Origin of the sequence: Nocardioides agri (genome assembly GCF_013778305.1) — a bacterium.
Lineage (GTDB): Bacteria > Actinomycetota > Actinomycetes > Propionibacteriales > Nocardioidaceae > Nocardioides > Nocardioides agri.
Window position 1 is genome coordinate 452,702 of record NZ_JACEIC010000001.1, and the last position, 26,495, is coordinate 479,196.

The 26,495-nt window shown below is 71.6% G+C and carries 32 protein-coding genes; 22 read left to right on the forward strand and 10 right to left on the reverse strand.

What is annotated here, in order from left to right; genetic code table 11:
* The 14 genes from HZF07_RS02315 (at position 1) to HZF07_RS02380 (ending at position 12,414) form a co-directional block, all read left to right on the forward strand.
* Complete coding sequence (locus tag HZF07_RS02315) at positions 1-1,308, forward strand: MCE family protein (protein ID WP_232523712.1); 1,308 nt, start codon at positions 1-3, stop codon at positions 1,306-1,308.
* Complete coding sequence (locus HZF07_RS02320) at positions 1,305-2,393, forward strand: MCE family protein (protein WP_157346680.1); 1,089 nt, start codon at positions 1,305-1,307, stop codon at positions 2,391-2,393. The genes HZF07_RS02315 and HZF07_RS02320 overlap by 4 nt, the downstream gene beginning before the upstream one ends.
* Positions 2,390-3,385, forward strand: a complete 996-nt coding sequence (locus HZF07_RS02325; RefSeq protein ID WP_309504284.1) for an MlaD family protein — start codon at positions 2,390-2,392, stop codon at positions 3,383-3,385. Before HZF07_RS02320 ends, HZF07_RS02325 begins: the two co-directional genes overlap by 4 nt.
* Before the next feature lies 1 nt (position 3,386).
* The gene (locus HZF07_RS02330; RefSeq protein WP_157346682.1) at positions 3,387-4,580 is read left to right on the forward strand and encodes an MCE family protein; all 1,194 of its coding nucleotides are present in this window, start codon (positions 3,387-3,389) and stop codon (positions 4,578-4,580) included.
* On the forward strand, positions 4,577-6,010 hold the full coding sequence (locus tag HZF07_RS02335) for an MCE family protein (protein ID WP_181644671.1): 1,434 nt from the start codon (positions 4,577-4,579) through the stop codon (positions 6,008-6,010). Before HZF07_RS02330 ends, HZF07_RS02335 begins: the two co-directional genes overlap by 4 nt.
* The gene (locus HZF07_RS02340) at positions 6,007-7,275 is read left to right on the forward strand and encodes an MlaD family protein (RefSeq protein WP_157346684.1); all 1,269 of its coding nucleotides are present in this window, start codon (positions 6,007-6,009) and stop codon (positions 7,273-7,275) included. Before HZF07_RS02335 ends, HZF07_RS02340 begins: the two co-directional genes overlap by 4 nt.
* Complete coding sequence (locus HZF07_RS02345; RefSeq protein WP_157346686.1) at positions 7,272-7,787, forward strand: nuclear transport factor 2 family protein; 516 nt, start codon at positions 7,272-7,274, stop codon at positions 7,785-7,787. The genes HZF07_RS02340 and HZF07_RS02345 overlap by 4 nt, the downstream gene beginning before the upstream one ends.
* Entirely contained in the window at positions 7,784-8,509 is a 726-nt protein-coding gene (locus HZF07_RS02350; protein WP_157346688.1) for a hypothetical protein, read from the forward strand. Before HZF07_RS02345 ends, HZF07_RS02350 begins: the two co-directional genes overlap by 4 nt.
* Before the next feature lie 63 nt (positions 8,510-8,572).
* Positions 8,573-9,559 carry an NAD(P)/FAD-dependent oxidoreductase gene (locus HZF07_RS02355; RefSeq protein WP_181644672.1) on the forward strand — a complete coding sequence of 329 codons (987 nt, stop codon included), beginning with the start codon at positions 8,573-8,575 and terminating at the stop codon, positions 9,557-9,559.
* Between the two features lie 3 nt (positions 9,560-9,562).
* A complete protein-coding gene (locus tag HZF07_RS02360) occupies positions 9,563-9,754 on the forward strand; it encodes a ferredoxin (RefSeq protein ID WP_157346690.1) in 192 nt (63 codons plus the stop codon).
* A gap of 1 nt (position 9,755) precedes the next feature.
* Entirely contained in the window at positions 9,756-10,652 is an 897-nt protein-coding gene (locus HZF07_RS02365; RefSeq protein ID WP_181644673.1) for a 3-oxoacyl-ACP reductase, read from the forward strand.
* A complete protein-coding gene (locus HZF07_RS02370; protein ID WP_157346692.1) occupies positions 10,652-11,407 on the forward strand; it encodes an SDR family NAD(P)-dependent oxidoreductase in 756 nt (251 codons plus the stop codon). Before HZF07_RS02365 ends, HZF07_RS02370 begins: the two co-directional genes overlap by 1 nt.
* A 1-nt stretch (position 11,408) precedes the next feature.
* Positions 11,409-11,906 carry a pyridoxamine 5'-phosphate oxidase family protein gene (locus tag HZF07_RS02375; RefSeq protein ID WP_157346694.1) on the forward strand — a complete coding sequence of 166 codons (498 nt, stop codon included), beginning with the start codon at positions 11,409-11,411 and terminating at the stop codon, positions 11,904-11,906.
* A gap of 49 nt (positions 11,907-11,955) precedes the next feature.
* Entirely contained in the window at positions 11,956-12,414 is a 459-nt protein-coding gene (locus tag HZF07_RS02380; RefSeq protein WP_157346696.1) for an SRPBCC family protein, read from the forward strand.
* A gap of 14 nt (positions 12,415-12,428) precedes the next feature.
* Here HZF07_RS02380 and HZF07_RS02385 read toward each other — a convergent pair whose 3' ends face one another.
* The 3 genes from HZF07_RS02385 to HZF07_RS02395 are packed head-to-tail and all read right to left on the reverse strand — an operon-like array spanning position 12,429 to position 13,890.
* Positions 12,429-12,896, reverse strand: a complete 468-nt coding sequence (locus HZF07_RS02385) for an SRPBCC domain-containing protein (protein WP_157346698.1) — start codon at positions 12,894-12,896, stop codon at positions 12,429-12,431.
* Positions 12,897-12,905: 9 nt separating this feature from the next.
* Complete coding sequence (locus HZF07_RS02390; protein WP_157346700.1) at positions 12,906-13,550, reverse strand: dihydrofolate reductase family protein; 645 nt, start codon at positions 13,548-13,550, stop codon at positions 12,906-12,908.
* Between the two features lies 1 nt (position 13,551).
* Entirely contained in the window at positions 13,552-13,890 is a 339-nt protein-coding gene (locus tag HZF07_RS02395; protein ID WP_157346702.1) for an ArsR/SmtB family transcription factor, read from the reverse strand.
* A gap of 120 nt (positions 13,891-14,010) precedes the next feature.
* Between HZF07_RS02395 and HZF07_RS02400 the strand changes: the two genes are divergently transcribed.
* Complete coding sequence (locus HZF07_RS02400; RefSeq protein WP_198346521.1) at positions 14,011-14,460, forward strand: carboxymuconolactone decarboxylase family protein; 450 nt, start codon at positions 14,011-14,013, stop codon at positions 14,458-14,460.
* A 24-nt stretch (positions 14,461-14,484) separates the two neighbouring features.
* Here HZF07_RS02400 and HZF07_RS02405 read toward each other — a convergent pair whose 3' ends face one another.
* Positions 14,485-14,844: a winged helix-turn-helix transcriptional regulator gene (locus HZF07_RS02405; protein WP_309504289.1), complete on the reverse strand. Its 360-nt coding sequence runs from the start codon at positions 14,842-14,844 to the stop codon at positions 14,485-14,487.
* 54 nt (positions 14,845-14,898) lie between these two features.
* Here HZF07_RS02405 and HZF07_RS02410 point away from each other — a divergent pair, with 54 nt between their 5' ends.
* A complete protein-coding gene (locus tag HZF07_RS02410; RefSeq protein WP_157346706.1) occupies positions 14,899-15,567 on the forward strand; it encodes an SDR family oxidoreductase in 669 nt (222 codons plus the stop codon).
* 1 nt (position 15,568) lies between these two features.
* Here HZF07_RS02410 and HZF07_RS02415 read toward each other — a convergent pair whose 3' ends face one another.
* Positions 15,569-16,174 carry a TetR family transcriptional regulator gene (locus HZF07_RS02415; RefSeq protein WP_181644674.1) on the reverse strand — a complete coding sequence of 202 codons (606 nt, stop codon included), beginning with the start codon at positions 16,172-16,174 and terminating at the stop codon, positions 15,569-15,571.
* A 206-nt stretch (positions 16,175-16,380) separates the two neighbouring features.
* Between HZF07_RS02415 and HZF07_RS02420 the strand changes: the two genes are divergently transcribed.
* From HZF07_RS02420 to HZF07_RS02430, 3 genes are read left to right on the forward strand one after another with little or no spacing between them, the layout of a single operon-like run.
* Entirely contained in the window at positions 16,381-17,634 is a 1,254-nt protein-coding gene (locus HZF07_RS02420; protein WP_157346708.1) for a glycosyltransferase family 4 protein, read from the forward strand.
* The gene (locus tag HZF07_RS02425) at positions 17,621-18,373 is read left to right on the forward strand and encodes a class I SAM-dependent methyltransferase (protein WP_157346710.1); all 753 of its coding nucleotides are present in this window, start codon (positions 17,621-17,623) and stop codon (positions 18,371-18,373) included. Before HZF07_RS02420 ends, HZF07_RS02425 begins: the two co-directional genes overlap by 14 nt.
* Complete coding sequence (locus HZF07_RS02430) at positions 18,370-19,494, forward strand: prenyltransferase (protein ID WP_157346712.1); 1,125 nt, start codon at positions 18,370-18,372, stop codon at positions 19,492-19,494. Before HZF07_RS02425 ends, HZF07_RS02430 begins: the two co-directional genes overlap by 4 nt.
* Here HZF07_RS02430 and HZF07_RS02435 read toward each other — a convergent pair.
* From HZF07_RS02435 to HZF07_RS02445, 3 genes are read right to left on the reverse strand one after another with little or no spacing between them, the layout of a single operon-like run.
* The gene (locus tag HZF07_RS02435; RefSeq protein WP_309504291.1) at positions 19,453-20,106 is read right to left on the reverse strand and encodes a class I SAM-dependent methyltransferase; all 654 of its coding nucleotides are present in this window, start codon (positions 20,104-20,106) and stop codon (positions 19,453-19,455) included. The two genes, HZF07_RS02430 and HZF07_RS02435, sit on opposite strands and share 42 nt — an antisense overlap.
* A 10-nt stretch (positions 20,107-20,116) precedes the next feature.
* Complete coding sequence (locus tag HZF07_RS02440) at positions 20,117-20,272, reverse strand: hypothetical protein (RefSeq protein ID WP_157346714.1); 156 nt, start codon at positions 20,270-20,272, stop codon at positions 20,117-20,119.
* Positions 20,242-21,150 carry a hypothetical protein gene (locus HZF07_RS02445; RefSeq protein WP_157346716.1) on the reverse strand — a complete coding sequence of 303 codons (909 nt, stop codon included), beginning with the start codon at positions 21,148-21,150 and terminating at the stop codon, positions 20,242-20,244. The genes HZF07_RS02440 and HZF07_RS02445 overlap by 31 nt, the downstream gene beginning before the upstream one ends.
* Positions 21,151-21,269: 119 nt before the next feature.
* Here HZF07_RS02445 and HZF07_RS02450 point away from each other — a divergent pair, with 119 nt between their 5' ends.
* Complete coding sequence (locus HZF07_RS02450; RefSeq protein WP_157346718.1) at positions 21,270-23,330, forward strand: acyl-CoA dehydrogenase family protein; 2,061 nt, start codon at positions 21,270-21,272, stop codon at positions 23,328-23,330.
* Here the strand turns inward: HZF07_RS02450 and HZF07_RS02455 are convergent.
* Entirely contained in the window at positions 23,327-23,614 is a 288-nt protein-coding gene (locus HZF07_RS02455; protein WP_157346720.1) for a DUF1905 domain-containing protein, read from the reverse strand. The two genes, HZF07_RS02450 and HZF07_RS02455, sit on opposite strands and share 4 nt — an antisense overlap.
* Before the next feature lie 9 nt (positions 23,615-23,623).
* Entirely contained in the window at positions 23,624-23,959 is a 336-nt protein-coding gene (locus HZF07_RS02460) for a VOC family protein (protein ID WP_157346722.1), read from the reverse strand.
* A 108-nt stretch (positions 23,960-24,067) separates the two neighbouring features.
* Between HZF07_RS02460 and HZF07_RS02465 the strand changes: the two genes are divergently transcribed.
* Entirely contained in the window at positions 24,068-25,531 is a 1,464-nt protein-coding gene (locus HZF07_RS02465) for an MFS transporter (RefSeq protein ID WP_157346724.1), read from the forward strand.
* 109 nt (positions 25,532-25,640) lie between these two features.
* Positions 25,641-26,474: an SCO6745 family protein gene (locus HZF07_RS02470; RefSeq protein ID WP_157346726.1), complete on the forward strand. Its 834-nt coding sequence runs from the start codon at positions 25,641-25,643 to the stop codon at positions 26,472-26,474.
* Positions 26,475-26,495 lie beyond the last annotated feature (21 nt).

Consider the following 26,495-nt stretch of genomic DNA (forward strand, 5'->3'; position numbering starts at 1 on the left):
ATGCCGATGCTGGTCAACGTCTACCACGACAGCCCGCGGGAGCACCGCCGGCTGCTGGTCGCCGGTGTCGCGTTCCTCACGGTGATCGCGCTGCTGCTCTGGCTGTCGATCGCCATCTACAACAAGACGTTCCAGGACAGCACCACGGTCACGATCAAGGCCGACCGGGCCGGACTCCAGCTCGCGAAGTTCGGCGACGTGCGGATCCACGGCGCGCTCGTCGGCCAGGTGCGCGGCATCGACCAGGACGGCAAGCAGGCGGTCATCACGGTCGCGCTCGACCCCGCCGAGGCCGAGCAGATCCCGGAGAACGTCTCGGTCGAGATCCTGCCCACCACGCTCTTCGGCCAGAAGTTCATCTCGCTCGTGACCCCCGACGACCCGTCGCCGACCCCGATCGCCGACGGCGCCGTGATCCCCGCGAGCCGCGTGGACACCAACGTCGAGCTGAGCCGGATCCTCGCCGAGCTCTTCCCGCTGCTCCGGGCGGTCCGGCCGGCCGACCTCAACGCGACGCTCAACGCGCTCGCCCGCGCGCTCGGCGGCCGCGGGGAGCAGCTCGGCGAGACGATGGACGAGCTCGACGCCTACCTGGGCGAGATCAGCGGCCACCTCCCCACGCTGCGCGAGGACCTCGTCAAGCTCGCCGACGTCGCCCACACCTACGACCTCGCCGCGCCCGACCTGCTGGCGGCGCTGAAGAACGTCACGACGACCGCCCAGACGGTGGTCGACAACAAGAAGCAGCTCGGCACGTTCTTCGCCGACCTCGGTGGGCTCGCCGACACGTCGACCGAGGTGCTCTCCGACAACGAGACCCACCTGATCAAGGTCGGCCAGGTGACCGAGCCGATGCTGCGGCTGCTCGCGGTCTACTCGCCCGAGTTCCCGTGCCTGCTGCAGGGCGCCGCCACGTACGCACCCCGCCTGGCGCGCACGTTCGAGGGCAACCAGGTCAAGCAGTACCTCGAGTTCGGCACCCCGCAGTACCGCGCGTACGACGAGCGCGACCGGCCGACGTACGGCGAGGTCGGCCACGGCCCGTGGTGCCTCGGCCTGCCCAACCCGGAGGTGCCGGCCCCGCCGCACCCGCTCGACCAGGGCAGCGACATCGACGAGCACCCGCCGACCGCGGTGGTCCCCGACTACCTCGGGCTCAGCCGGGTGGGCGCCGACTACTCCGGCAGCCCCGCCGAGCAGCAGATCGTCAACGCGCTCCTCGCGGAGCGCACCGGCGGGCAGGCCGACCGGTACGGCGCGTTCGGATCGCTCATGTACGGCCCGCTGGTGCGCGGGGGTGCGCGATGAGCCGCAACTCCACCACGATCGCGGCCGGCATCAAGCTCGCGATCTTCACGGTCGTCTCGCTGCTGGTCACCGGTCTGCTCGCGGCCATCATGGGCAACGTCGGCTTCGGCGCGGGCACGACCTACCGGGCGGTCTTCTCGACCGCGTCCATGCTGCAGAAGGGCGACGACGTGCGGGTCGCCGGCGTGAGCGTCGGTGAGGTCAAGGACGTCGAGCACCACGACCGCACCCAGGCGCTGGTGACGTTCCGGGTGCAGGCCGACCTGCCGCTGACCACCGCGTCGACGGCCGAGATCCGCTTCCTCAACCTGGTCGGCGACCGCTACCTCGCCCTCGAGCAGGGCAGCGACAAGGACGCGGCGCCCCTGAGGTCGGGCGACACGATCCCGATCGAGCAGACCCGGCCGGCGCTGGACCTGACGACGCTCTTCAACGGCTTCCAGCCGCTCTTCCAGGCGCTGAACCCCAAGCAGATCAACGACCTGAGTCTCAACCTCGTCCAGGTGCTCCAGGGCGAGGGCGGCACCGTCCAGGGCCTGCTGCAGAAGACGGCGTCGCTCACCAATACGCTCGCCGACCGCGACGAGCTGATCGGCGAGGTCGTCGACAACCTGTCGACGACGCTGGCCACCGTCGACAGCCGGCACCAGGAGCTCAGCGACCTCGTCGTCGGGCTCAAGGACTGGATGACCGACCTCGCCCGCGACCGCAGCACCATCGGCGCCTCGCTCGAGCACATCTCCGACCTGACGGTCGTCGTCGCCGACCTGGTCCGCCAGGGGCGTCCGCTGCTCAAGTCCGACATCGCGAAGCTGAAGGAGCTGGCCGCGCTGCTCACCACGAAGGAGTCCAAGGCGCAGGTCATCGAGATGCTCGACCGGCTGCCCGAGTCGATGACCGACCAGACCCGGACCGGCACCTACGGCAGCTGGTACAGCTACTACGTGTGCGGCTTCAGCGGCCGGATCACGCTGCCGCTCAGCCTCGGCCAGCTCCCCGGCGTCAAGCTGTTGATGGACGAGCTCAACCACCTCGACTTCCACTCCAGCGCGCCGCGCTGCAACGGTGCGGAGGCGACGGAGTGAGCAGCTCGCGCGCGTACAGCGACGCCCGGGTCATGCGGCTCGGCGCGATCACGCTCGTGGTGATGGCGCTGGTCCTGGTCGCGGCCTTCAACCTCGGCAAGCTCCCCGGCCTCCGGGGCAGCACCTACCGCGCGGAGTTCACCGATGCCAGCGGGCTCCGGGTCGGCAACATGGTCCAGGTCGGCGGCATCCGGGTCGGCCGCGTGCAGGACATCGCGCTGGTCGACAGCAGCACCGTCCTCGTCACCTTCGACGTCGACAACGGGGTCGAGCTCGGCGACGAGAGCCGGGCCTCCGTCGAGGTGCTCAGCCTGCTCGGCGAGAAGTACCTCGAGATCGAGCCCGCCGGCTCGGGCGAGCTCTCGGCCGACGACGTCATCCCGACCGAGCGCACCGAGTCGGCGTACGACATCGTCGGCGTGTTCAGCGACCTGACGACGACGACCGAGCGCATCGACACCGACCAGCTCTCCCAGGCCCTCGACGTCGTCGCCGACACCACCAACCAGGCGGCCCCCGAGATCGAGCAGAGCTTCCGCGGCATCGCCCGCCTCTCGCGCGCCGTCGCCTCCCGCGACGAGCAGGTGCAGGCGCTGCTGAAGAGCGCGCAGAGCGTGAGCAAGGTGCTCGCCGAGCGCGGCGACGACCTCGTCGACCTGATGAAGAACAGCGACCTGGTCTTCCAGGAGGTCCAGCAGCGCAAGGAGGCCGTGCACCTGCTGCTGGTCAACGCCCGCGACCTCGCCGAGCAGCTCCGCGGCGTGGCCGCCGACAACAAGGCGCAGATCCGCCCGGCACTCGCCGAGGTCGACGAGCTCCTGACGCTGCTCAACAGCAAGGAGAAGGAGCTCAAGGCGACGCTCAGCGCGCTCGGTCCCTACGTCGACATCCTCAGCAACATCATCGGCACCGGGCCGTGGTTCGACGCCTACGCCGTCAACCTGCTCGCGATCCCGACCGGCGAGTTCCTGCCCACGAAGCTGGAGGACTGACGTGGCCCTCCCTGCCCGCCTGGACACCACCGTCGGCCGCATCCTGGGCGTCGTGCTCGCGCTGCTGCTCGGCACCGCGGTCTACGTCTTCGCGGTCCGCGACGACACCCAGACCAAGAGGGTGACCGCGCACTTCCCGCGAGCGGTCAGCATCTACGAGGGCTCCGACGTCCGGATCCTGGGCGTCAACGTCGGCCGGGTCACCGCCGTCGTGCCCGAGGGCAACTCCGTCCGGGTCGAGATGACCTACGACGCGGCCTACGACGTGCCGGCCGACGCCAAGGCCGTCATCGTCACCCCCACGCTGGTCGCGGACCGGTTCGTCCAGCTCACCCCGGCCTACGACAAGGGGGACCGGGTGATGGCCGACGGCGCGGACATCCCGCTGCCGGACACCGGCGTCCCGGTCGAGCTGGACCGCATCTACGCCAGCCTCCGCGACCTCTCGGTCGCGCTCGGGCCCAACGGCGTCAACAAGGACGGCACGCTCGACCACGTGCTCGAGGCCGGAGCGCGCGCGCTGGACGGCAAGGGCCAGCTCGGCAACGACATGCTCACCGAGCTCGCGGCCGCCGCCCAGACCTTCGGCGAGGGCAGCGGGCCGCTGTTCGACACCGTGACCCAGCTCGCCGAGCTGACGACGACCCTCGCGCAGAACGACCGCTACGTCCGCGCGTTCGTCCGGGACCTCGCCGGCGTCTCCGACCAGCTCGCCGGCGAGCGCACGGAGATCCAGGAGGCGCTCGCGGCGGTCGCAGCCGCGGTCGGCACGGTGCGCGGCTTCGTCAAGGACAACCGCAAGGCTCTGGTCACCGACGTCGAGAAGCTCACGCGCGTGATGCAGACGATCAACTCGGAGAAGTCGAGCATCGACACCGCGCTCCGGGTGGCGCCGACGGCGATCGGCAACCTCGGGCTGGCCTACAACACCCAGACCGGGACCATCGGGTCGCGCATCGGCATCAGCGGCAACGTGTGGGACGCCGACGGCTTCCTGTGCTCGATCGTGCAGCAGGCCCGGCTGCCTGCCGGCAGCGCCGACCTCGCCTGCCGGCTCTTCAAGCAGCTGCTCGAGCCGGTCGAGGGACAGCTGCCGACCGTCCCGCCGGCGACCCCGAAGGGTCCCTCCTTGCCGGGAGCCAACCGTCCGGCGACGGGCGACTCGCTGCAGACGCTGATGGGAGGCGCGTCGTGAAGCGCCTGCTGACCTGGGCATCCGTGCTGACCGCGCTGAGCGTCGGCGCGAGCGGCTGCCAGTTCGACGGGGCCTACGACCTGCCGCTCCCGGGTTCACCCGTCGACGCGGGCAGCTCCTACGACGTGACGGCCGACTTCGCGGACATCCTCAACGTCGTCCCGAAGTCGCCGGTGATGGTCGACGACGTCACGGTCGGCGAGGTGACCGACGTGACGCGGGTCGGCTGGCACGCGCGGCTCACCCTGCGGATCAAGGACGAGGTGGTGCTGCCGGACAACGCGGTCGCGGACATCCGTCAGGCGAGCCTGCTGGGGGAGAAGTACGTCGCGCTCGAGGCGCCCAGCGGCGTCGAGCCCACCGGGCGGCTGTCCGACGGCGACCGGATCGACCTGTCCGACACCGGCCGCAACCCGGAGGTCGAGGAGGTGCTCGGCGCGCTGTCCTACCTGCTGAGCGGGGGAGGCGTCGCCCAGCTGGGCACGATCACCCACGAGCTCAACGCGGTGATGGACGGTCGCACCGACCGGCTGCGCCACCTGCTCGGCTCCCTCGAGGACGTCGTGGGCACGATCGACGACCAGAAGGCCGACATCATCCGGGCGATGCAGTCGATCGCGCACCTGACCGCGACGCTCAACCAGGAGAAGAAGACCATCACCGACGCGCTCGACGTCACCGGCCCCGCGATCGAGGTGCTCGCCGCGCAGCACGACGAGCTGATCGCGATGCTCGGCTCCCTCGACAAGCTGGGCCGGGTCGGCACCCGCGTCATCGGGGCCAGCAAGGACGACATCCTGCAGTCGCTCGACCACCTCCAGCCGATCCTGTCCCGGCTGAACGAGGCCGGCGACTCGCTCGCTCCCGGCCTCAACCTGCTGGTGAGCTTCCCCTTCCCCAAGGAGGCCGGCGAGATCGTCAAGGGCGACTACGCCAACACCTCGATCCGGGCCGACATCAACCTCGAGAACATCCTCCCCAACGGCCGGGACGGCGGCGGCCTCCCGCCGATCCTGCCGGACCCCTCCACCCTGCTGCCGCAGGTGCAGCAGTGCCTCGAGAGCGGCGACCTGCGCAGCGCCGCGTGCCTGGCGGTGCTCGACAGCCTGCGTCTCTTCCGCAACCTCGAGCAGGAGTGCCGCAAGCCGGCGTACCGGGACAACCCCGTCTGCGCGATCGTCAACGCCCTGCCCGGCGAGGGCGACGGCGTGGACCTGCAGGGCGCCCTCGACTACCTCCAGGGGCTCCTCGGTCTCCCCGGTGGAGGAGGAGGCGGTGGCACCCCACCGCCGAGCCTGCCCTCGCTCCCACCGATCCCCGGACTTCCCCTCGACGGCGGCCTCGGCGGCCTGATCGGCGGCCTGATCGGCGGCTCCGCCCCCCAGGGGGCCGCGCCCAGCGCGGCGGCGCTCTACGGAGGTGGCGCATGAGCTCCGGCATCCGCATCCGCATCGGCGCCTTCCTCGTGCTCAGCGCCGTGGGCATCGTCTACATCGCCGGGTCCTACCTCGGCCTCGTCGACCGCGTGCTCGGTCGCGGACTCACCGTGCACGCGACGCTGCCGAGCTCCGGCGGCCTGTTCGAGGGCAGCGAGGTCACCTACCGCGGGGTCAAGGTCGGCCGGGTCAGCAGGATGCAGGCCACCCAGGAGGGCGTGACGCTCGACCTCGCGCTGCAGGACGGCACGCAGCTGCCCGTGGACGCTCCGATGTACGTCCACAACCTCTCGGCCGTCGGCGAGCAGTACCTCGACTTCGAGCCCGACGACGACGCCGGGCCGTACGCCGAGTCGGGCGACGTGCTGCACGGCTCGATGAAGTCCCTCCCGGTCGACGAGGCCGACCTGCTGGTCGAGCTGGACCAGTTCGTTCGGTCCGTCGACAAGGAGAGCCTGCAGACCGTCGTGCGCGAGCTGGGCACGATGTTCGACGACACCGGCGTGCCGCTGCAGCGGCTGCTCGACGAGGGCAGCAGGTTCGTCCGGGAGGCGTCCGCGCACACCGAGGAGACCATCCAGCTGCTCGACCAGGGCCAGCAGGTGCTCGCCACCCAGCAGGCCGAGGGCGACAACATCCGCGCGCTCGCCGAGGACCTGCACACGCTCACCGGCGCACTGGCCGAGAGCGACGGCGACCTCGAGCAGGTGCTCGACGGCACGCCGGGCACCGCCCGCGAGCTGGACCGGCTGCTGAAGGACCTGGCGCCGACCCTGCCGGTGCTGCTGGGCAGCGCCGTGAGCGTCAACCAGGTGGTGGTCTCCCACCTCGACGGTGTCGAGCAGCTCCTGGTCACCTACCCGACCACGATCGCGACCGGCTTCACCGGCACGCCCGGCGACGGCTACGGACACGTCAACCTGCAGCTTGACTACCGGCAGCCCCCGTGCACCCAGGGCTACAAGCCGCGCGGCGAGTGGCGCCGGCCCGACGACCTCAGCGACGCCCCGATCTACCCGGCGAGGTGCGCAGCCGGCGCGCCGTTCGCGATGCGTGGCTCCGACCACGTTCCCGGCGCGTCGGGCAGCCCGTCACCCGGCCGGGTCTACCGTTCGGCGTACGACCCGAGCACCGGCGTCGTCGGCGGAGCGGTGGACCGCCGCGGCAAGCCCGTGCGATTCGTCGATCCGGGCAACCTGTCGATCCTGGGAGGGGACGCGTGGAAGTGGCTGCTGGTGGGACCGGTGACCAGCCGGTGAGCGGCCCGAAGGGCCGCCGGGGGCTGCACATCGCCCTCGGCGTGCTGGTGCTGCTCCTGGCCGCGGGCGTCGTCGTCGGCGGGGTCTACGTCGCCCGGGAGCACCAGGACCGCGAGCAGGCCGCCGCCGACCAGGACCGCTACGGCGACGTGCTCGCCGCCGCGCGCGAGGAGATCGAGGCCTTCGTCAACATCGACTACCGCGACGCCCAGAAGAGCATCGACGCGGTGGCCGCCGGCGCGACCGGCGACTTCGCCAAGCAGTACGACTCCAGCACCAAGGACGTCGTCGAGATCCTCACCCGGGCGAAGTCGGTGATGGACGGCGAGGTCCTCTGGGCCGGTGTCGTCGACGCCGACAACGACAGCGCCACGGTGATCGTCGCGACGACCGGCACCGTGTCCAACACGCAGACCGGCAACAAGCCGGTCGCCCGGCAGTTCCGGATCAAGGTCGACCTGGTGCGTGAGGACGACGAGTGGAAGACCAGCAACGTGGAGTTCGTCGGATGAGCCGCCCACGCAAGCCCAGCTCGCGACCGGCCGGCGGCCGCCCGCGCAAGATCGCCGGCCAGCGGCCGATCGACCCGGCGGTGGAGGAGCCCGAGCGGAGCGTCGTCGGTCCGGAGACAGGACCTCGTCCTTCCTCGACCACCGACGAGGTCGACCCGGTGGTCGAGGAGCGCGCGCCAGGGCCCGTCTCGACACCACCCGAGGAGCGGCCGGGCCGTCGACTGACCTGGATCCTGGTCGCGGCGGTCATCGTCCTGGCGCTGGTCGGGATCGCCGAGGTCGTCTACCTCGCCCGAGACCCCCAGCCGGCGGTCTCCGCGGAGCGACCGGTGGTGACCGGCGAGCTCAGCCACCGCGCGGCGGTGGAGGCGGCCGCCCGGGCGACCGAGGAGATCCTCTCCACGACGTACACCGACTACGACAAGCAGGTCGACCAGGCGAGCTCGAAGATGACCGACGCGTTCGCGAAGGAGTACCGCGAGACCGCCGAGGGCATCCGCGACGAGTTCATCGAGAAGCGCAGCAAGCTCCAGGTCAAGGCGGTCGCCCAGGGCGTCGCCCAGGCCTCGCCCGACCAGGTGCAGGCACTGCTCTTCCTCAACCAGTACGTCGAGAAGGTCGAGGGCGGCAAGCCGCAGACGGCGTTCGCTCAGTACCGCGCGCTCGTGACCGTGGTCCGCACCGACCACGGGTGGCTGGTCTCCGACATCGAGACCAAGTAGCCTGCCGCGAAACTAGAACAGGTTATAGTTGAGTCGTCCCCCTGAGAGGAGAAGGATCGCCGCGTGGCTCCCACTGCAGAGAACCCCGTCGAGACCGATCTCCTCGTCATCGGCGCCGGCCCCACCGGCCTGTTCGCCACCTACTACGCCGGCTTCCGCGGGATGAGCGTCGCGGTCGTCGACTCGCTCCCCGAGCTCGGTGGCCAGATCACCGCGATGTACCCCGAGAAGCAGATCCTCGACGTCGCGGGGTTCCCGACCGTCAAGGGCCGCGAGCTCGTCGAGGGGCTGGTCGAGCAGGCCGGCACCGCCGAGCCGACGTACCTGCTCTCGCGCACCGCGTCGACGCTGGTCGAGGACGCCGACGGCGTCACCGTCGGCCTCGACGACGGCACCGAGGTGCGCGCCAAGGCGGTGCTGATCACCGCCGGCATCGGCAAGTTCAGCCCGCGTCCGCTGCCCGTCGGCGACGACTGGCTGGGCCGCGGCCTGGAGTTCTTCGTGCCGAGCTTCCAGCCGTACGCCGGCAAGGACGTCGTGATCGTCGGCGGCGGTGACAGCGCGTTCGACTGGGCGCTCCACCTCGAGCCGGTGGCGCAGTCGGTGACGCTCGTGCACCGGCGCGACGCCTTCCGTGCCCACGCGCGCACCGTCGAGGCCGTGCGGGCGTCGCGGGTCGAGATCGTCACCAAGGCCGAGGTGTCCGCGATCCGGGGCAACGGCACCGTGGAGTCTGTCGAGATCACCGTCGACGGCGAGGTGACCACTCGGCCCGCGCAGGCGATCGTCGCCGCCCTGGGCTTCATCGCCGACCTCGGTCCGATCCAGCAGTGGGGGATCGAGGTGCAGAAGCGGCACGTCGTCGTCGACTCCTCGATGCGCACCAACCTCGCTCGCGTCTTCGCGGCCGGCGACATCACCGAGTACCCCGGCAAGGTCCGGCTGATCGCCGTCGGGTTCGGCGAGGCCGCGACCGCGATCAACAACGCCGCGGTCGTCATCGACCCGAGCGCCCACGTGTTCCCCGGTCACTCCTCGGAAGGGAGCTAGTCCATGAAGATCAAGGTCGACTTCGACCTCTGCGAGTCCAACGGCCTGTGCGAGGGCTTCGCGCCCGAGGTCTTCGAGCTGGACGACGACGACTTCCTGCAGCTCCGCACCGAGGAGACGACGCCCGACAACATCGACGCCGTCCAGCGCGCCGTGGCTGCCTGCCCGCGCGCCGCCATCTCCCTGGAGGACTGACGTGACCACGTCTCTCGACGGCCGGGTCGCGATCGTGACCGGTGCCGGCGCCGGTCTCGGCCGCGCCGAGGCGCTCGCGCTGGCCGACGCCGGTGCCCGCGTCGTGCTCAACGACCTGCCGGGTGGGGCCGACGGCACGGCCGAGGAGATCCGCTCGCGCGGCGGCGAGGCCAGCGTGGTGCCCGGTGACGTGGGGGAGCGGGCCACCGCCGACGCCATGCTCGCCGCCGCCGTCGAGGGCTTCGGCCGGCTCGACGTCGTCGTCAACAACGCCGGCGTCACCCGTGACCGGATGCTCTTCAACATGAGCGACGAGGAGTGGGACCTGGTCGTCCACATCCACCTACGGGGCCACTTCCTGCTCTCCCGCAACGCTGCGGCGTACTGGCGCGCGCAGGCCAAGCAGACCGGCGCCCCGGTCAACGCGAGCGTGGTCAACACGGCCTCGGAGGCGTTCCTGTCCGGCCCTCCGGGCCAGGCCAACTACGGCGCCGCCAAGGCCGGCATCGCCGCGCTGACCGTGTCGACGGCACGGGCGATGGGCAGCTCCGGCGTCCGAGCCAACGCGATCTGCCCGCGGGCCCGCACGGCGATGACCGCGCAGGTCTTCGGCGAGGACACGTCCGGCGACGAGGTGGACCCCTACTCGCCCGAGCACGTCGCACCGGTGGTCGCCTACCTCGCCTCCGACGCCGCGGCGCGGATCACCGGCCAGGTCTTCGTCGTCTACGGCGGCATGGTCGCGCTGGTCGCGCCCCCGACCGTCGAGGAGCGCTTCGACAAGTCCGGCACCCTGTGGACCGCCGAGGACCTCGACAAGCAGCTCGGCGGCTACTTCACCGACCGCGACCCGGCGGCGGGCTTCGCCGCGGACTCGATCATGAAGCTGACCGTCTGATGGCGCGGCTCGCGGGCAAGGTCGCCATCGTCACCGGCGGCGCGCAGGGCCAGGGCGCCGCGATCGTGCGGGCGTTCGTCGGCGAGGGTGCGAAGGTGGTCATCGCCGACGTCGCCAAGGAGGCGGGGCAGGCGCTGGCCGACGAGCTGGGCGCGAGCGCCCACTTCGCCGCGCACGACGTCTCCGACGCCGCGTCGTGGGAGACGGTCGTCGAGGACACCAACGAGCGGTTCGGTCCGGTCAGCGTGCTCGCCAACAACGCCGGCATCCTGCGCTTCGGCGACATCGAGCGGATGGGTGCCGACGAGGTCGAGCTGCTCTGGCGCGTCAACCAGCTCGGGTGCTTCCTCGGCATGCAGGCGGTCACGCGGACGATGCGCAAGAACGGCGGTGGCTCGATCATCAACGCCTCGTCGGTCGAGGGCCTGGCGGGGATGCCGGGCTGCACGGCGTACGCCGCCACGAAGTGGGCGATCCGCGGCATGACCAAGTGCGCCGCGATGGAGCTCGGACCCAAGGGCATCCGGGTGAACTCGATCCACCCCGGCATGATCGACACCCCGATGACGCGGGTGCACGGGGGAGACGCGGCGATGGAGTTCGGCGCCTCCAAGGTGCCGCTGCGCCGGGTCGGCCAGCCCGAGGACATCGCGCCGCTCTACGTCTACCTCGCCAGCGACGAGTCGGCCTACGTCAACGGTGCGGAGATCTCGATCGACGGTGGCGTCACCGCGACCCACGCCTTCGGAGGCTGACATGGCCAACCAGCGCGGCCAGGTCGTGATGAGCGACGCCGAGGTCGCCGAGTTCCTCGACCAGCAGCGATCCTCGACGCTGGCCACCTACGGACCGCAGGGGCAGATCCACCTCGTCGGCATGTGGTACGCCGTGATCGACGGCGAGATCTGGTTCGAGACCAAGAAGAAGGCCCAGAAGACCGTCAACGTGCGGCGCGACCCGCGCTGCTCGTTCCTCGTCGAGGCCGGCCACACCTACGACCAGCTGCGCGGCGTCGCGATCGAGGGTCGCGCGGAGGTGATCGAGGACGAGGCCGTCGTCTGGGACGTCTGCGTCAACATCTTCGAGCGCTACAACGGCGCGTACTCCGAGGAGATGAAGCCGTTCGTGGAGTTCATGGCGCACAACCGCGCCGCGCTCCGGCTCGTCCCCGACCGGGTGCGCTCCTGGGACCACCGCAAGCTCGGGCTGCCGGTGATGGAGCTGGGCGGCTCGACCGCGCCGTACGTCGGGTAGCGGCCGACGATCCCGGCGCCCCGCCTGGGCTCCGTGCTTTGATGCCGACATGGCCGACATCGACGAACCCGCACGGGTCACCAGCGCCGCCCGCGACATCGCCGCGGATGCGGCCACGATCTTCGAGCTGATCGCCGACCCCGCGCAGCAGCCGCGCTGGGACGGCAACGACAACCTCTCGACCGCCGAGCCGGGCCAGCGCGTCCGGGCCGTGGGCGACGTCTTCACGATGACGACGACCAAGGGCAACGTCCGGGAGAACCACGTCGTCGAGTTCGACGAGGGACGCCGGATCGCCTGGCGCCCGGCGGAGCCCGGGCAGCAGCCGCCGGGCCACCTGTGGCGCTGGGAGCTCGAGGCGACCGAGCCGGGACGCACGCGCGTCACCCACACCTACGACTGGACCGACCTGGAGGACGAGCGGCGCATCCCGCGGGCTCGGGCGACCACCTCAGAGCGGCTCCGGGCCTCGATCGACCGGCTCGCGGAGCTGGTCGAGGGCGCCTGAGCGCGGCGGCTTCGTCACGTCCCGTCCAGATGGTCGCCGAGAGCGGCGAGCAGGCCTCGGCTGCCCTGCTCGCGGTTGGGCCCGTCGGCCCAGAACTGGTCGAAGAACGCGCCGTGCTCGACGTGGGTGAACCTGGTTCCCCGGTCGATCGGCTCGAACTCGAGAGAGGCGACCGACGTCGACATGTGCACACCGTCGAGCCACATGTCGTAGGTGGTGACGATGCGGTTGTGCTCGACGATGTCGGTGTAGGTCGCCTCGTAGCGGGAGACCGGGCCGTCGTGGAAGCGGCCCTCGGCCACGTCGACTCCGCCGACGCGGAAGTCGAAGGCCCACTCGCCGCGTTCGAAGGTGTCGCCGGACCCCCACCAGGCCAGCTTCTGGCTCTCGTCGGCGAACGCGTCCCAGACACGAGCGACGGGGGCGGAGTAGTCGCGGGTCAGGGTGAATCCCGCGCGAGCGATGCGGCGCTCGATGGTCATGCCTGGGTCCTATCGGGTGAAGGTGAGGTGGATGGTGCCGCTCTCGGCCACCTCGGTGGTCAGCTTGTGGGTGGTCTCGAGGCCGCGCAGGTCGTCCCAGACCCGCAGGCCGCGACCGAGGACGATCGGCGCGGTCATGACGTGCAGGTCGTCGACGAGGCCGGCGAGCAGGAAGGCGCGCGCGGTGCCGATGCCGCCTCCGATGCGCACGTCCTGGCCGGCGGCCGCCTCGGCCGCCTCGGCGAGCACGTCCTCGATCGCGGCGTCGCGGAAGTGGAACGTCGTGCCGCCCGCCATCGGGATCGGGGGACGTGGCGCGGTGTGGGTCAGCACGTAGACCGGGGTGCCGTACGGCGGCTCGTCGCCCCACCAGCCCTTCCAGTCCGGATCGTCGGGGAAGGTGTGCAGCCCGAACATCGCCGCGCCCATGATCTCCGCGCCGACGCCCTCGCTGAAGGCGGCTGCGTAGGTCTCGTCGACGCCCGTGGTGCCGCCGCCGGTGGTGTCGCCGAGGACGTGCTCGCGGAAGGTCCGGGTCGCGGCGTAGGCCGCGGTGAGAGGACCCCAGTCCTCACCCATCGGGCTGTCCGGGGTCGAGCCCGCGGAGGTGTAGCCGTCCAGCGAGGCGAACAGGTCGAGTCGAACTCGGGTCATGTCAGTGTCCTTCCGGGTTGGTGCGGGTCAGGTGGATGCCCAGCTGGTCGGCCTGGTGCTCGGCGGGGGTGCGCTGCTCGCCCAGCCACACGTGCAGGACGTCGAGCGCGCCCGGTCGGAGGCTCACCGTCCGCACGCGGCCGTGCTTCTCGGAGGTGACGACGCCGGCGTCCTCGAGCACCCGCAGGTGCTGCATGAGCGACGGCAACGCCATCGAGAACGGCGCGGCCAGCTCGGAGACGACGGCGGGGGACTTCGCCAGCCGCTCGACGACGGCCCGGCGCGTGGGGTCCGCGAGGGCGCGGAGCACGGCGTCGAGCTCGTCGTGATACTTAGGCATATGCCTAAGTATGTGGCCACACCGGGTCCTCGTCAAGGGGAGGGTCTGGTCGGCGTCTCTGTCACACGCGAGCGCCGGCCGGTGTCTTCATGCGTCTACTGGCACAACCAGAGGGTGCTGATGGACATGGCGGCCCTCGGCGGCAAGGTCAAGAAGTGGGACGCCTGCGACGAGCAGCTCAAGTCGTTCGCCCACATGGCGGTCGCGTCCCGGGTCGGCTGCACCTGGTGCCTCGACTTCAACTACTTCGAGGCGCACAACCTGGACCTGGACATGACCAAGGCCCGCGAGATCCCGCGCTGGCGCGAGTCGGCGACGTTCACGTCGTTGGAGCGCGAGGTGCTCGCCTACGCCGAGGCGATGACGGAGACCGAGCCGACCGTGACCGACGAGATGGTCCCGTCGCTCCGTGCGCACCTCGGCGACGCCGCTGTGGTCGAGCTGACCGCTGTGATCGCGTTCGCCAACTTCACCACCCGAGCCAACGTCGCGCTCGGCATCGAGTCCGACGGCTTCGCCACCGCGTGCGGGCTGGAGCCCCTGGCGCAGCGGGCCGCCGTCGGGTCGTGAGCGCGGTCGCCGACCCGTTGGCGCTCATCGGCCACGCGCGACCGCGGCCGCGTTGGCGGCCTGGATCTCGGGGACGTGCGCCTCGGCCCACAGCCGCACGGCGCGCAGCGGCTCGAGGAGCGAGCGGCCGAGCGCGGTGAGCTCGTACTCCACGCGGGGCGGGCTCTCCTCGTGGTCCGTGCGGAGGACGAGGCCGTCGCGCTCGAGCGTGCGCAGCGTCTCGGTGAGGACCTTCGGAGTGATGCCCTGGATGTGTGTCTTGAGCTCGACGAAGCGCTTCGGTCCGGGCTCGAGCGCGTTCACGACGAAGACGGTCCACCGGGCGCCGATCCGGTGGAGCACGACCCGGGACGGACAGGTGCGCGCCATCACGTTGTAGTCCACGGTCGCTCCGGTTCCCTTGAAGTAACGCGGTATCGAAAGCATACCGTGACGGCCATGAACGAACTCAACGGACAACGGCTCCTGGTGATCGGCGGCGGACGCGGCATCGGCGCCGGCATCGCGGCGCGGGCGCGCGAGCTCGGCATGGACGTGGTGGTCGGAGCGCGCGAGCCGTCGACGATCGAGGGCGGCGTACGCCTCGACCTCACGGACGAGGCGACGATCGCGACGGCCGCGGCGCGGGTCGGCGCCGTCGACCACGTGGTGACCCTCGGCTCGCTCCCGCACGACGTCCCGATCGCCGAGCTCGACCGCGACCGGGTCGTCGCCGCGTTCGAGGCGAAGGTCATCGGACCCCTGCTGGTCGCGAAGCATGTCGAGATCCGCCGGTCGATGACGCTCTTCTCCGGTGTCGTCGGCTGGCGGCCGGGGCCCGGGTCGGTCGTCAAGGGGGTGACGAACGGCGCGGTCGACTTCGCCGTCCGTCACCTCGCCGCGAACCTGGCCCCGGTCCGGGTCAACGCCGTCGCGCCGGGTGTCATCGACAGCGGCGCCTGGGACGGCAAGGGAGACGCGAAGTCGGCGTTCCTCACCGGGGCGGCCGGCCAGACCCTGGTCGGTCGGCACGGCGAGCTCGACGACGTCGTCGAGGCGGCGATCTGGATCATGCGCTCGGACTACGTCGACGGCCAGACGATCCATGTCGACGGCGGCCGACGCTGAGTCAGTCGCGCAGGATGAGCCGGACCGCGACCTCGATGTGCTGACCGGTCTCGGCGGCCGTCGAGCGCCCGGTGACCCAGCCGACGAGGGCGGAGAGCCAGACGTCGCCGATCACGCGGGCGATCTGGACGTCGTCCTCGGTGAGCTCCTCGTGCCCCTCGGGGTACATGGCCTTGGTGACCATCGTGGTCAGCAGCATGCCGACCTGGTGGATCTCGGCGGCCACCGAGGCGTCGGCGAACATGAAGGCGCGGGTGAGCGCCTCGGTCAGCTGCGGGTCGCTCTGCATGCCGCGGGTGGTGCGCTTGAGCGCGTTGATCACGCGGTCGGCGGCCGTGTCGCCGTCCACGGGCTTGTCGCGCAGGGTGTGCTCGGTGCGCTCGAACTCCCGCTGGAGAGCGGAGACGAGCAGGTGGATCTTGGAGGGGAAGTAGCGGTAGAGCGTGCCCAGAGCGACGTCGGCGCGCTCGGCGACGGCCCGCATCTGCACGGCGTCGAAGCCGCCCTGGGAGGCGAGCTGGATCGTGGCGTCGAGGATCCGCTTGCGTCGGTCGCGCTGCGCGGCCGAGCCGAGATCGTCGACTGCCAACGAGTTGGCGCTGGTCACACGGACTCCCTGGGTGCTGGTTCAGGCGGTGGATGCGAGATCGTCGGTCGTCCGCTGAGTCTAGGAGGACTCACGACCGTCCCGCTGGAACCGACTGTGTGATGTCCGACTAGGCTAACAATCCATGGTCTAAAATAGGAACACGTTCCACTTCGGCTGGTCCCGCGTGTCATCGCACCCCGGCCCCACAGAGAGAAAGGGTGCGGATGCGCGTTGCACTTCTGTCGTACCGGAGCAAGCCGCACTGCGGCGGTCAGGGCATCTACATCCGGCACCTGAGCCGCGAGCTGACCAACCTGGGCCACACCGTCGAGGTGTTCTCCGGGCAGCCCTACCCCGAGCTCGACGAGGGCGTGGCGCTGACCAAGCTGCCGAGCCTCGACCTCTACCGCGAGCCCGACCCGTTCCGGGTGCCGAAGCTCAAGGAGTTCCGCGACCGCATCGACGTCGAGGAGTTCGCCACCATGTGCGCGGCGGGCTTCCCCGAGCCCAAGACCTTCAGCCTCCGCGCCGTGCGCGAGCTGCGCGGCCGCGTCGACGAGTTCGACATCGTGCACGACAACCAGGTGCTCGGCTACGGGATGCTCGAGATCGAGAAGCTCGGCCTGCCGATGATCACCACGCTCCACCACCCGATCAGCTACGACCGCCGCATCGACATCAAGTCCACCCGCAACCCGTGGCGCAAGCTCACGCTCACCCGCTGGTACGGCTTCGTGAGGATGCAGGCGCGGGTCGCCCGCCAGGTGCGCAAGATCCTCACGCCGTCGGAGACCTCGAAGCGCGACATCGCCGCCGACTTCGGTGTCGACCCCGCCCGGATGCAGGTGATCCTGCTCGGCGTCGACGACATCTTCGTGCCTCCGACCCAGCCGCGCGTCCCCGGGCGGATCATGGCGATGGCCAGCGCGGACGCCCCGATGAAGGGCATCGCGACCCTGCTCGAGGCCTTCGCCAAGCTGCGCACCGAGCGCGACGTCGAGCTCTTCCTGGTCACCAAGCCCAAGCCCGGCGGCCGCACCGAGAAGCTCATCGACAAGCTCTCGATCCAGGACTCCGTGCGCTTCGTGCACGGCATCAGCGACGCCGAGCTCGTCGAGCTCATGGGCTCCGCCGAGCTGGCCTGCGTGCCGTCGCTCTACGAGGGCTTCTCGCTGCCGACCGCGGAGCTGATGGCGTGCGGGACGCCCCTGGTCGCCAGCGACGCCGGCGCGATCCCCGAGGTCGTCGGGCCCGACGGCCTGTGCGCCGACCTGGTGACGCCCGGCGACGTCGGCGAGCTCGAGCAGGCCATCGCCGCGCTGCTCGACGACCCCGACCGGCGGGAGCGGTACGGCGTGGCCGGGCGGCAGCGCGTCCAGGAGCTGTTCAGCTGGCGGGCCGTGGCTCAGAAGGTCGCCGCGGCGTACGAAGAAGTGATCGAGGACTACCGGAAGGACCACCCTCTTGCTGACCGTTGACTTCGACCGGCTCGGGCTGCTGCCCGGCGACCGGGTGCTCGACATGGGTTGCGGCGGCGGACGGCACGCCTTCGAGATGTACCGGCGCGGCGCCGACGTGATGGCCTTCGACATGGACGCCGACGAGCTCGCCGGTGTGCTCGAGATCTTCGGCGCGATGAAGGAGCAGGGCGAGGTCCCGGCCGGCGCCAACGCCGACATCAAGCAGGGTGACGCCCTCGAGCTGCCCTTCGCCGACGGTGAGTTCGACCGGATCGTCGCGGCCGAGGTGCTGGAGCACATCCACGCCGACGTCGACGCGATCAAGGAGCTGGTGCGGGTGCTGCGCCCCGGCGGCACGATGGCGATCACCGTGCCCCGCTGGCTGCCCGAGGTCATCAACTGGAAGCTCTCGGACGACTACCACAACGCCGAGGGCGGCCACATCCGGATCTACACCGACCACGAGCTGGTCGACAAGGTCACCAAGGCCGGCCGGTTCAACGACGGCACGCCCGGCGACGCGATGGTCTTCGAGGGCAAGGCCTACGTCCACGGCCTGCACGCGCCCTACTGGTGGATCAAGTGCGCCGTCGGCGTCAACAACGACAACCACCCGGCCGCGAAGGCCTACCACAAGCTGCTGGTCTGGGAGATCATGAAGCAGCCCAAGGCGCTCCAGTACGCCGGCAAGGTCCTCGACCCGCTCATCGGCAAGAGCATGGTCCTCTACTTCCGCAAGCCGGACGAGGCTCGATGAGCCTGCCGTACGTCGAGGGCATCCTCAGCGCCGAGCAGGTCGCCGACAGTGCGGCGGCGATCGCCGCGATGCAGGAGCCGTGCGGCGCGGTGCCGTGGACCACCGGCGAGCACGTCGACGTCTGGAACCACGTCGAGGCCGCGATGGCGATGCTGGTCGGCGGGCAGGTCGAGGCGGCCGAACGGGCCTACGCCTGGGTGCCGACGATGCAGCACGCGGACGGGTCGTTCCCGATGAAGATCGTCGGTGGCGTGGCCGACGACGACCGCGGTGACGTGAACATGACGGCCTACCTCGCCGTCGGCATCTGGCACCACTGGCTGGTGCGCCGCGACATCGGGTTCGTCCGCCACTACTGGCCGACGGTCCGTGCGGCGCTGGACTGGGTGGTCGCCCAGCAGGTGCCGTGGGGTGGCATCAACTACACCCCGACCGAGGACTACTGCCTGCTCACCGGCAACTCGAGCATCTACCAGTCGCTGCGGGCCGGCGTCGCGCTCGCCGACCTGCTCGACGACCCCCAGCCCGAGTGGGAGCTCGCGGGGGGCCGGCTCGGCCACGCCGTACGCGAGCACCGTGACCTCTTCGCCGACAAGTCCATCCACTCGATGGACTGGTACTACCCCGTGCTCGGCGGCGCGGTGCGGGGGCGGGCGGCGTTCGAGCTGCTCGACAGCCGGTGGGACGACTTCGTCCGGCCGGGCCTCGGCATCCTCTGCGTCTCCACCAACCCCTGGGTGACCGGGGCGGAGACCTGCGAGCTCGCGATGGCGCTCGACATCCTCGGCGACCACCGGCGCGCGCTGACGCTGCTCAGGGACATGCAGCACCTGCGCGAGGACGACGGGCGCTACTGGACCGGCTGGGTGTACGGCGACGCGGACGTCGACGCGACCACCGGCGAGCCCCGCAACGTCCACTGGCCCGACGAGCACACGACCTACACCGCCGCAGCCGTGATCCTGGCCGTCGACGCCCTCGGCGAGGTCGCCGGGCACAGCACCGCGGGCTCCGGCATCATGCGCGGCACCTCGCTGGCCCCGCACTTCGCCGAGCTGGGCCTGGAGTGCGGCTGCCCCTCAGCCGACGGCGTCTCCAGCGTCCCCGGCCGTACGTCGTAGGACCCGCATCGAGCCCAGCGCCTCCACCTCGGTGAAGGAGCCGCCCTCGAGGGCGCGCAGGAAGACGTGGTACGGCGGCTGACCGCCGTCCGCCGGGTCCGGGAACACGTCGTGGATGACGAGCAGGCCGCCGCTCATCACCCACGGCGCCCAGCCGGAGAAGTCCGCCTGCGCGTGGACCTCGGCGTGCCCGCCGTCGATGAACAGCAGCGACAGGGGAGTGCGCCAGTGCGCGCTGACCGTGGTGCTCTGGCCGACCACGGCCACGACCTGGTCCTCCAGGCCGGCGCGGGCGATCGTCCGGCGGAACACCGGGAGCGTGTCCATGAGGCCGAGCTCGTCGTCGACCAGGGAGGCGTCGTGGTGCTCCCAGCCGGCCTGGTTCTCCTCGGAGCCGCGGTGGTGGTCGACGGTGAAGACCGTGCCGCCGTGCTCGCGGGCCGCAGCGCCGAGGTAGATCGCGGACTTGCCGCAGTAGGTGCCGACCTCGAGCACGGGGCCGTGCGGGAGCCGCTCGCGGGCGTAGCGGTGCAGGAGCAGCCCCTCGTCCTCGGGCATGAAGCCCTTCGCGTCCAGGGCGTGCGGCAGCCAGGCGTCGGTCGTCTCGGTCACGCGGGTGACCCTAGGGCACGTCCGGCTCGCCCTCGGACCCGAGGCTGCCGGCGAGCTCGTCGGCAGCGGCGACGAGGTCCTCGACGTCGGCCCACCGCCCGTAGGGCCGCTTCTCGGTGACCCCGGCCAGCACGTTCAGGTAGGGCTCGTAGGGGCCGACGACCACCTGGATCGCCCGGCTCCGCCACGCGTGGTCGGCGTGCCGCCGACGTCGACGACGTACGCCGCGCCCGCGTCGGTCGTCACATTCCGGATGCGGGTGCCCGGCGGGTAGCGGTTGTCGAGGTGCTTGGCCTGGGCCTCGTCGGCCTGCACGGGCGTGCCGGCGACCCGGACCTCGAGGACGGCCATCGTGCTGACGCCGCCCGCGGTCCCGCGCCGCTCGCAGCTGGCGACCGGCACATCCGTGTAGGGGTCGCGGGACACGTAGGAGGAGTCGACGTCGACCGGTCCGGGCGGTGGGGTGCCGGCGGCCTCGAGCACGGCGTCGGTGAGCAGGTTGCAGGGCGCGAGGTAGGGCGGCGAGCCGGGCTGGGGCACGACGCCCGTCGTCACGGTCGCAGGCCCCGCGACCGCGCTGCCGTCGGCGACATGTGCTGCCACGACCTCCCGGACCTGACGCATGCGGACCTGCTGCCACGAGCGTTCGCGGGCAGACATCGGCCGCTGCCGCTGCAGGTCTCCGAAGGTCGCGTACCGGAGCTGGAGGATCGCGGCGTCCGCGCGGAGGGCGAAGGTGCGGGTCGCGGGCAGGCTGAGCACCTGTCCCTCGGTCCGCGCGACCGGCGGGCCGGACGACCGCAGTGCCTTCCAGCGCCGCGCCAAGGAGCCGGCCGAGGGGTACTGGCTGACCTCGACGTCGAGCGTGTGGCCCGCGGAGTCCCCGAACGTGTAGAAGCAGGACGTCGTCAGCCCGGCGCCGCTGCGGGTCGCGGGGGCGACGGGCTCGTCGGCCGTCGCGATGCGCCGGAGGTAGGTCTGGCGGGCACGGCCGTCGGCGCCGAACTCGCCGAAGATTCCCCGGACGTCCTCGCGCGGCAGCACGCGACACGGGTCGGGGGCGCTTACGGGGGAGGCTTGCCCTGATGGACGCGTGGGCAAACGACGCGGGCTGCGGCTACGATCTAGAACACGTTCTTGTTTTCCAGCGAGCCGGGAGCAGCATGTCGATCGGGATCTCCGAGGAGCACGTCGAGCTGGCGTCCAGCCTCCGGAAGTGGGCGGCCGACCTCCGTGGTCGCGACGTCGCCCGCGCCGCCGAGGGGGACGCGGGGGCGAGGTTCGAGCAGGTGTGGACGGCCGTCCGGGACATGGGGGTGCCCGAGATCGGGCTGCCCGAGGCCGCAGGTGGGGGCGGCGGGACGACGCTCGACGTGGCCGTCGCGCTCGAGGCGTGCGCCCACGAGCTGGTGCCGGGGCCGCTGCTCGGACCGGCGGTGGCCGCGGCGGTGCTCGGGGAGCTGCCTGCCGCTGACGCGATCGTCGGGGTGGCGCTCGGTGGCGTGCTCTGGGACGCTCCCTCCGTCACCCACGTGCTGCTGGAGGACCCCGGCACCGGATGGCGAGTGCTCCCGGTCGGGGCCGTGGAGGTCGCGGCCTCGACCGGGCTCGACCTGACCCGCCGCTTCGGCCGGGTCGAGGCTGCCGAGGGGCCGGCCGGGGTCGCCGTCCCCGGCCTGACGACCGAGCGCGTCCGTCGTACGACCGTCACGCTCGCCGCCGCCGAGGCCGCGGGCGTCGCCCGCTGGTGCCTGGCGACGGCGGTGGAGCACGCGAAGGTGCGCGAGCAGTTCGGGCAGCCGATCGGCGCCTTCCAGGCGGTCAAGCACCTGTGCGCCGAGATGCTCGAGACGGCCGAGGCCGTGACCGCCGCGGCATGGGACGTGGCCGGGGCGGCGGACGAGGCCGAGGAGCAGTGGGCGTTCGCTGCCGACGTCGCGGCCGCGGTCGCGTTCGACGGAGCGGTCGAGGTCGCGAAGTCGTGCATCCAGGTGCTCGGCGGGATCGGGTTCACGTTCGAGCACGACGCGCACCTCTACCTGCGCCGGGCGCTGGCGCTGCGGTCGCTCGTGGGCGGGCGCGACGCAGCCGCCGAGCGCCTGACCGCGGCGGCCGTGGGCGGGACGCGGCGGCAGGTGTCGCTCGACCTCGGTGGCCGGGACGAGGACGTGCGTGACGAGGTCCGGGCCACCGTCGACCGGATCGCGGCGCTGCCGGCGGGGGAGCAGCGGGCGGCGTTCGTCGAGACCGGCTACCTGACGCCGCACTGGCCGGCGCCGTACGGGCTGGGGGCGGACGCCGTCACGCAGATCGTCATCGACCAGGAGCTCGCGCGCGCCGGCGTCAAGCGGCCGGACATCGTGATCGCGGGCTGGGCGCTGCCGACGATCCTGGAGCACGGCACCGAGGCGCAGCGCGAGCGGTTCGTCACACCGTCGTTGCTGGGCGACCTGGTGTGGTGCCAGCTCTTCTCCGAGCCCGGCGCCGGCTCCGACCTGGCCTCGCTGCGCACCCGTGCGGACAGGGTCGACGGCGGCTGGCGGCTCAGCGGGCAGAAGGTCTGGAACTCGGTGGCCGAGCGCGCCGACTGGGGCATCTGCCTCGCGCGCACCAATCCCGACGCGCCCAAGCACAAGGGCATCACCTACTTCCTCGTGGACATGAGGAACAGCCCCGGCATCGAGGTGCGGCCGCTGCGCGAGATCACCGGGAAGGCGCTCTTCAACGAGGTGTTCCTCGACGACGTGTTCGTGCCGGACTCGATGGTGGTCGGCGAGGTCGACGACGGGTGGCGGCTCGCGCGCACCACGCTCGCCAACGAGCGGGTCGCGATGGCGAGCGCCCGGCTCTCGCAGAGCACCGAGCGAGCGATCACGCTGGCGGCGCGCGGGGTGACGGCGGCGCACGAGGTCGCGGTCGGGCACTCGATCGCGCTGGCGACCGTGTGCGGCCTGCTGGGGGTGCGGGCCACGCTGCGCTCGCTCGCCGGCCGTGGTCCCGGTGCCGAGTCGAGCGTCGCCAAGCTCCTCGGCGTCCGCAACCGCCAGGACGGCGCCGAGCTCGTGGTGTCGCTGCACGGCGACGCGATCCTCCTCGACGACTCCGAGGAGGTGCGCGCCGACGTCTGGGAGATGCTCAACACCCGCTGCCTGTCCATCGCCGGCGGCACCACGCAGGTGCTCCGCAACGTCGCGGGGGAGCGGATCCTCGGCCTGCCCCGCTAGAGCGCGATGCCGAGCCGCAGGGTGACGGTGTCGCCGACGTCGACCCCCTCCTGGCGGCGTACGGCGAGCTTCAGCGGCACGATGTAGCCGCCGTCCTTCGGCCACAGCGAGGTGGCCCACGTCGAGCCGCCGAGGTGCACGGTGACCGGCACCATGCCCCAGCCGTAGGTGACCGCGCCGGCGACGTCGTCGATCCGCTCGGCCTCGTCCTCGGGCACCCACACGAAGTGGTGGGGTGCCGGGCCGCGCCAGTGCCAGACCTCACCGGAGAACTCCAGCTCCATGCGGTGACGCTAGACCATCCCGCCGAGCCCGATCTCGTTGCCGTCGGGGTCGAGGAAGACCGCCTTGCGGACCGCGCCGTAGACCTCGATCCGGTCCGGCTCCAGGCCCCGCCCGGCCGCCTCGGCCAGGTGGCCCTCGAGGTCGCTCAGGAAGAGCATCAGCATCGTGTGCCCGGCGTGCTCGGGGTACTGCACGACGTACACCGACCGGTGCTCGGCCACGTCCCACACGCACTCGGTCTCGTGGGCCACGAAGTCGGCCGGACGGCCCAGCAGCCGCTCCATCCACGCGACGCTACGGGCGTAGTCGGTCACGGGGACACCGGCGAAGAGGTCGATCTCCATGTGGTCTCCGACCGTCCTGCCGCCCCGGACTCATCGGCCGAAACCGGGTGAAGCCGGGTGAAGCCGGCGTGAAACCGCCCTGAAAGCGGCCGTCCCTACGGTCGACCCATGAGCACCACGACCGCCGCCGCGGCCCCCGCCCCCTCCCGCGCCTACCCGTCGCTGCGCGCGGCGTGGATCCCCATGGCAGCCCTCTGCCTGGCGTTCTTCGTCGAGATGGTCGACAACACGCTGCTCTCGATCGCGCTGCCGACGATCGCCCGCGACCTCGGCAGCGGGACGACCGGCCTCCAGTGGGTCACCGGCGCGTACGCCCTGACCTTCGGCGGCCTGCTGCTGACGGCGGGCTCGATCGCCGACCGCTTCGGACGGCGCCGCGTGCTGCTCGTCGGCCTCGCCGTCTTCGGCCTGCTGAGCCTGACGGTCGTCCTGGTCTCGAGCGCCGGCGAGCTGATCGCGCTGCGCGCCGGCCTCGGCATCGCCGCTGCGGCGATGGCGCCGATCACGAACTCGCTGGTGTTCAGGCTCTTCGACGACAAGGACCTGCGGATGCGCGCGATGACCGTGATGATCGTCGTCGGCATGTCCGGGTTCGTCCTCGGCCCGCTGCTCGGCGGCACCGCGCTCGCCCACGTGAGCTGGGAGTGGCTGCTGCTCGTCAACGCCCCGATCGCGCTCCTCGCCTGCATCGGCGTCCGCCTCGGCGTCCCGGCCGACCGGCCCGAGGACCTCACCGACGACCGGCTCGACCTGCCGGGCGCCGTGCTGAGCATCGCCACCATCGGCCTCGCCTGCTGGTCGCTCACCAGCGGCGTCGAGCACGGCTGGCTGTCCGCGATCACCGTGGCCTCCGTGCTCGGCGCCGTGGTCGCCGGGGTGGCGTTCGTCTGGCACGAGCGCCGCAGCGCCGCCCCGATGCTGGACCTGGGCCTCTTCGCCAACGGCACCGTCCGCGGCGCCTCGATCGCCCAGGTCGGCACGGCCATCGCGATGGCGGCCGTGATGTTCGGGCTGATCCTGCACTTCCAGTTCGCCTACGGCTGGAGCCCGGTCAAGGCGGGCCTGGCGAACCTGCCCATCATCACCACGATGGTCGCCGCCACGCCGCTGTCCGAGGGCCTGGCGAAGCGCTTCGGCCACCGGATCGCCTGCCTGGTCGGCGCGCTCTGCCTGGCCGCCTCCCTGGCCGGCCTCGCCTGGGGGGTGGACCGCGGGTACGCCGCCATCGCGGTCTGCATGGTCGTGATGACGATCGGCCTCCGCACCGTGATGACGATCTGCGCCGTCGCGCTGGTCGACGCGATGCCGAGCAACCGGACCTCGATCGGCACGGCGCTCAACGACACCGCGCAGGAGATCGGCACCAGCGTCGGCACCGCCGTCGTCGGCACCATGATCGCCGCGCTGGTCACGACGCGGCTCCCGGCCGGGGCGTGGAGCAGCGACCTGGTCACGTCGTTCTTCCACGGCGAGCGGGTGACCTACGCGCTGCTGGCCGTCGTCGTCGGCCTGGTCGCCGGATGGGGTGCGCTGACGCTCACCGACTCGCGGTCGACCGAGGAGGTCCACTGACGCAGGCAGGATGGGTCGTCCACCGGGTGTCGGATCGCGGGTGTCCCATTCGTGGCACGGGTGGACGGGCGCCCGCGTGGGCGCCGCCACGATCACGGGAGATGACACGATGACGCACCCGACGCCGGTCGCCCGGCGGATGTACGACCTCACCGAGCCGATCGCGCTGGTCAACTTCTTCGCCGACGAGCCCAACGAGTCCATGGCCGAGCTGGGTTTCCGCAGCTACTGGGACGGCTACTTCGCGGGCCGGTCCGCGCCGCTCGGACGGGTCCCGGCGGAGGTCGTCGACGCGGCCTTCTACAGCTTCGCCGAGGGCGAGGTGGCCCGCCACGTCCCCCGGGTCTGGGAGGTCGCCACGCCCGAGGCGGCGCACGCCGCGCGGCGACAGGGCTGCGTCGCCGCGTTGCGGCGGATCCTCGGCGACCTCGTGGCGACTCCGGGGCTGGCCCGGGCCGCCGCGCTTCTCGCCCGGGCCTCGGTCAGCGCACCGGTCGAGGGCCGGGTGATGTACGCCGGTCTCCGGTCGCTGCCGATGCCGGAGGAGCCGGTCGCCCGGCTGTGGCACGCGGCCAACATGCTGCGCGAGCACCGCGGGGACGGCCATGTCGTCGCGCTGATGGCCGAGGGGATCGACCGGACCGAGGCCCACGTGCTCAGCGCCCTCGACATGGGCATCTACCCGGCGGAGTCGTTCGGGCGGATCCACCACCTCCCCGAGGCGCGGTTGGCGGCGGTCATGGACGGCCTGCGCGAGCGCGACGTCCTCGACGCGGCCGGGCGCCTCACCGACGCCGGGCGGGCGACGAAGGCCCGCATCGAGTCACTGACCGACGCGCTCGCCGAGGCGCCGTACGACGGTCTGGAGCCGGCGGAGCTCGCCGACCTGGTCACCGCGCTCGAACCGATCGCCGCGCGACTCCAGGCCGCGGGATCCCAGTAGAGGAAGCACCGACCCCCTAGG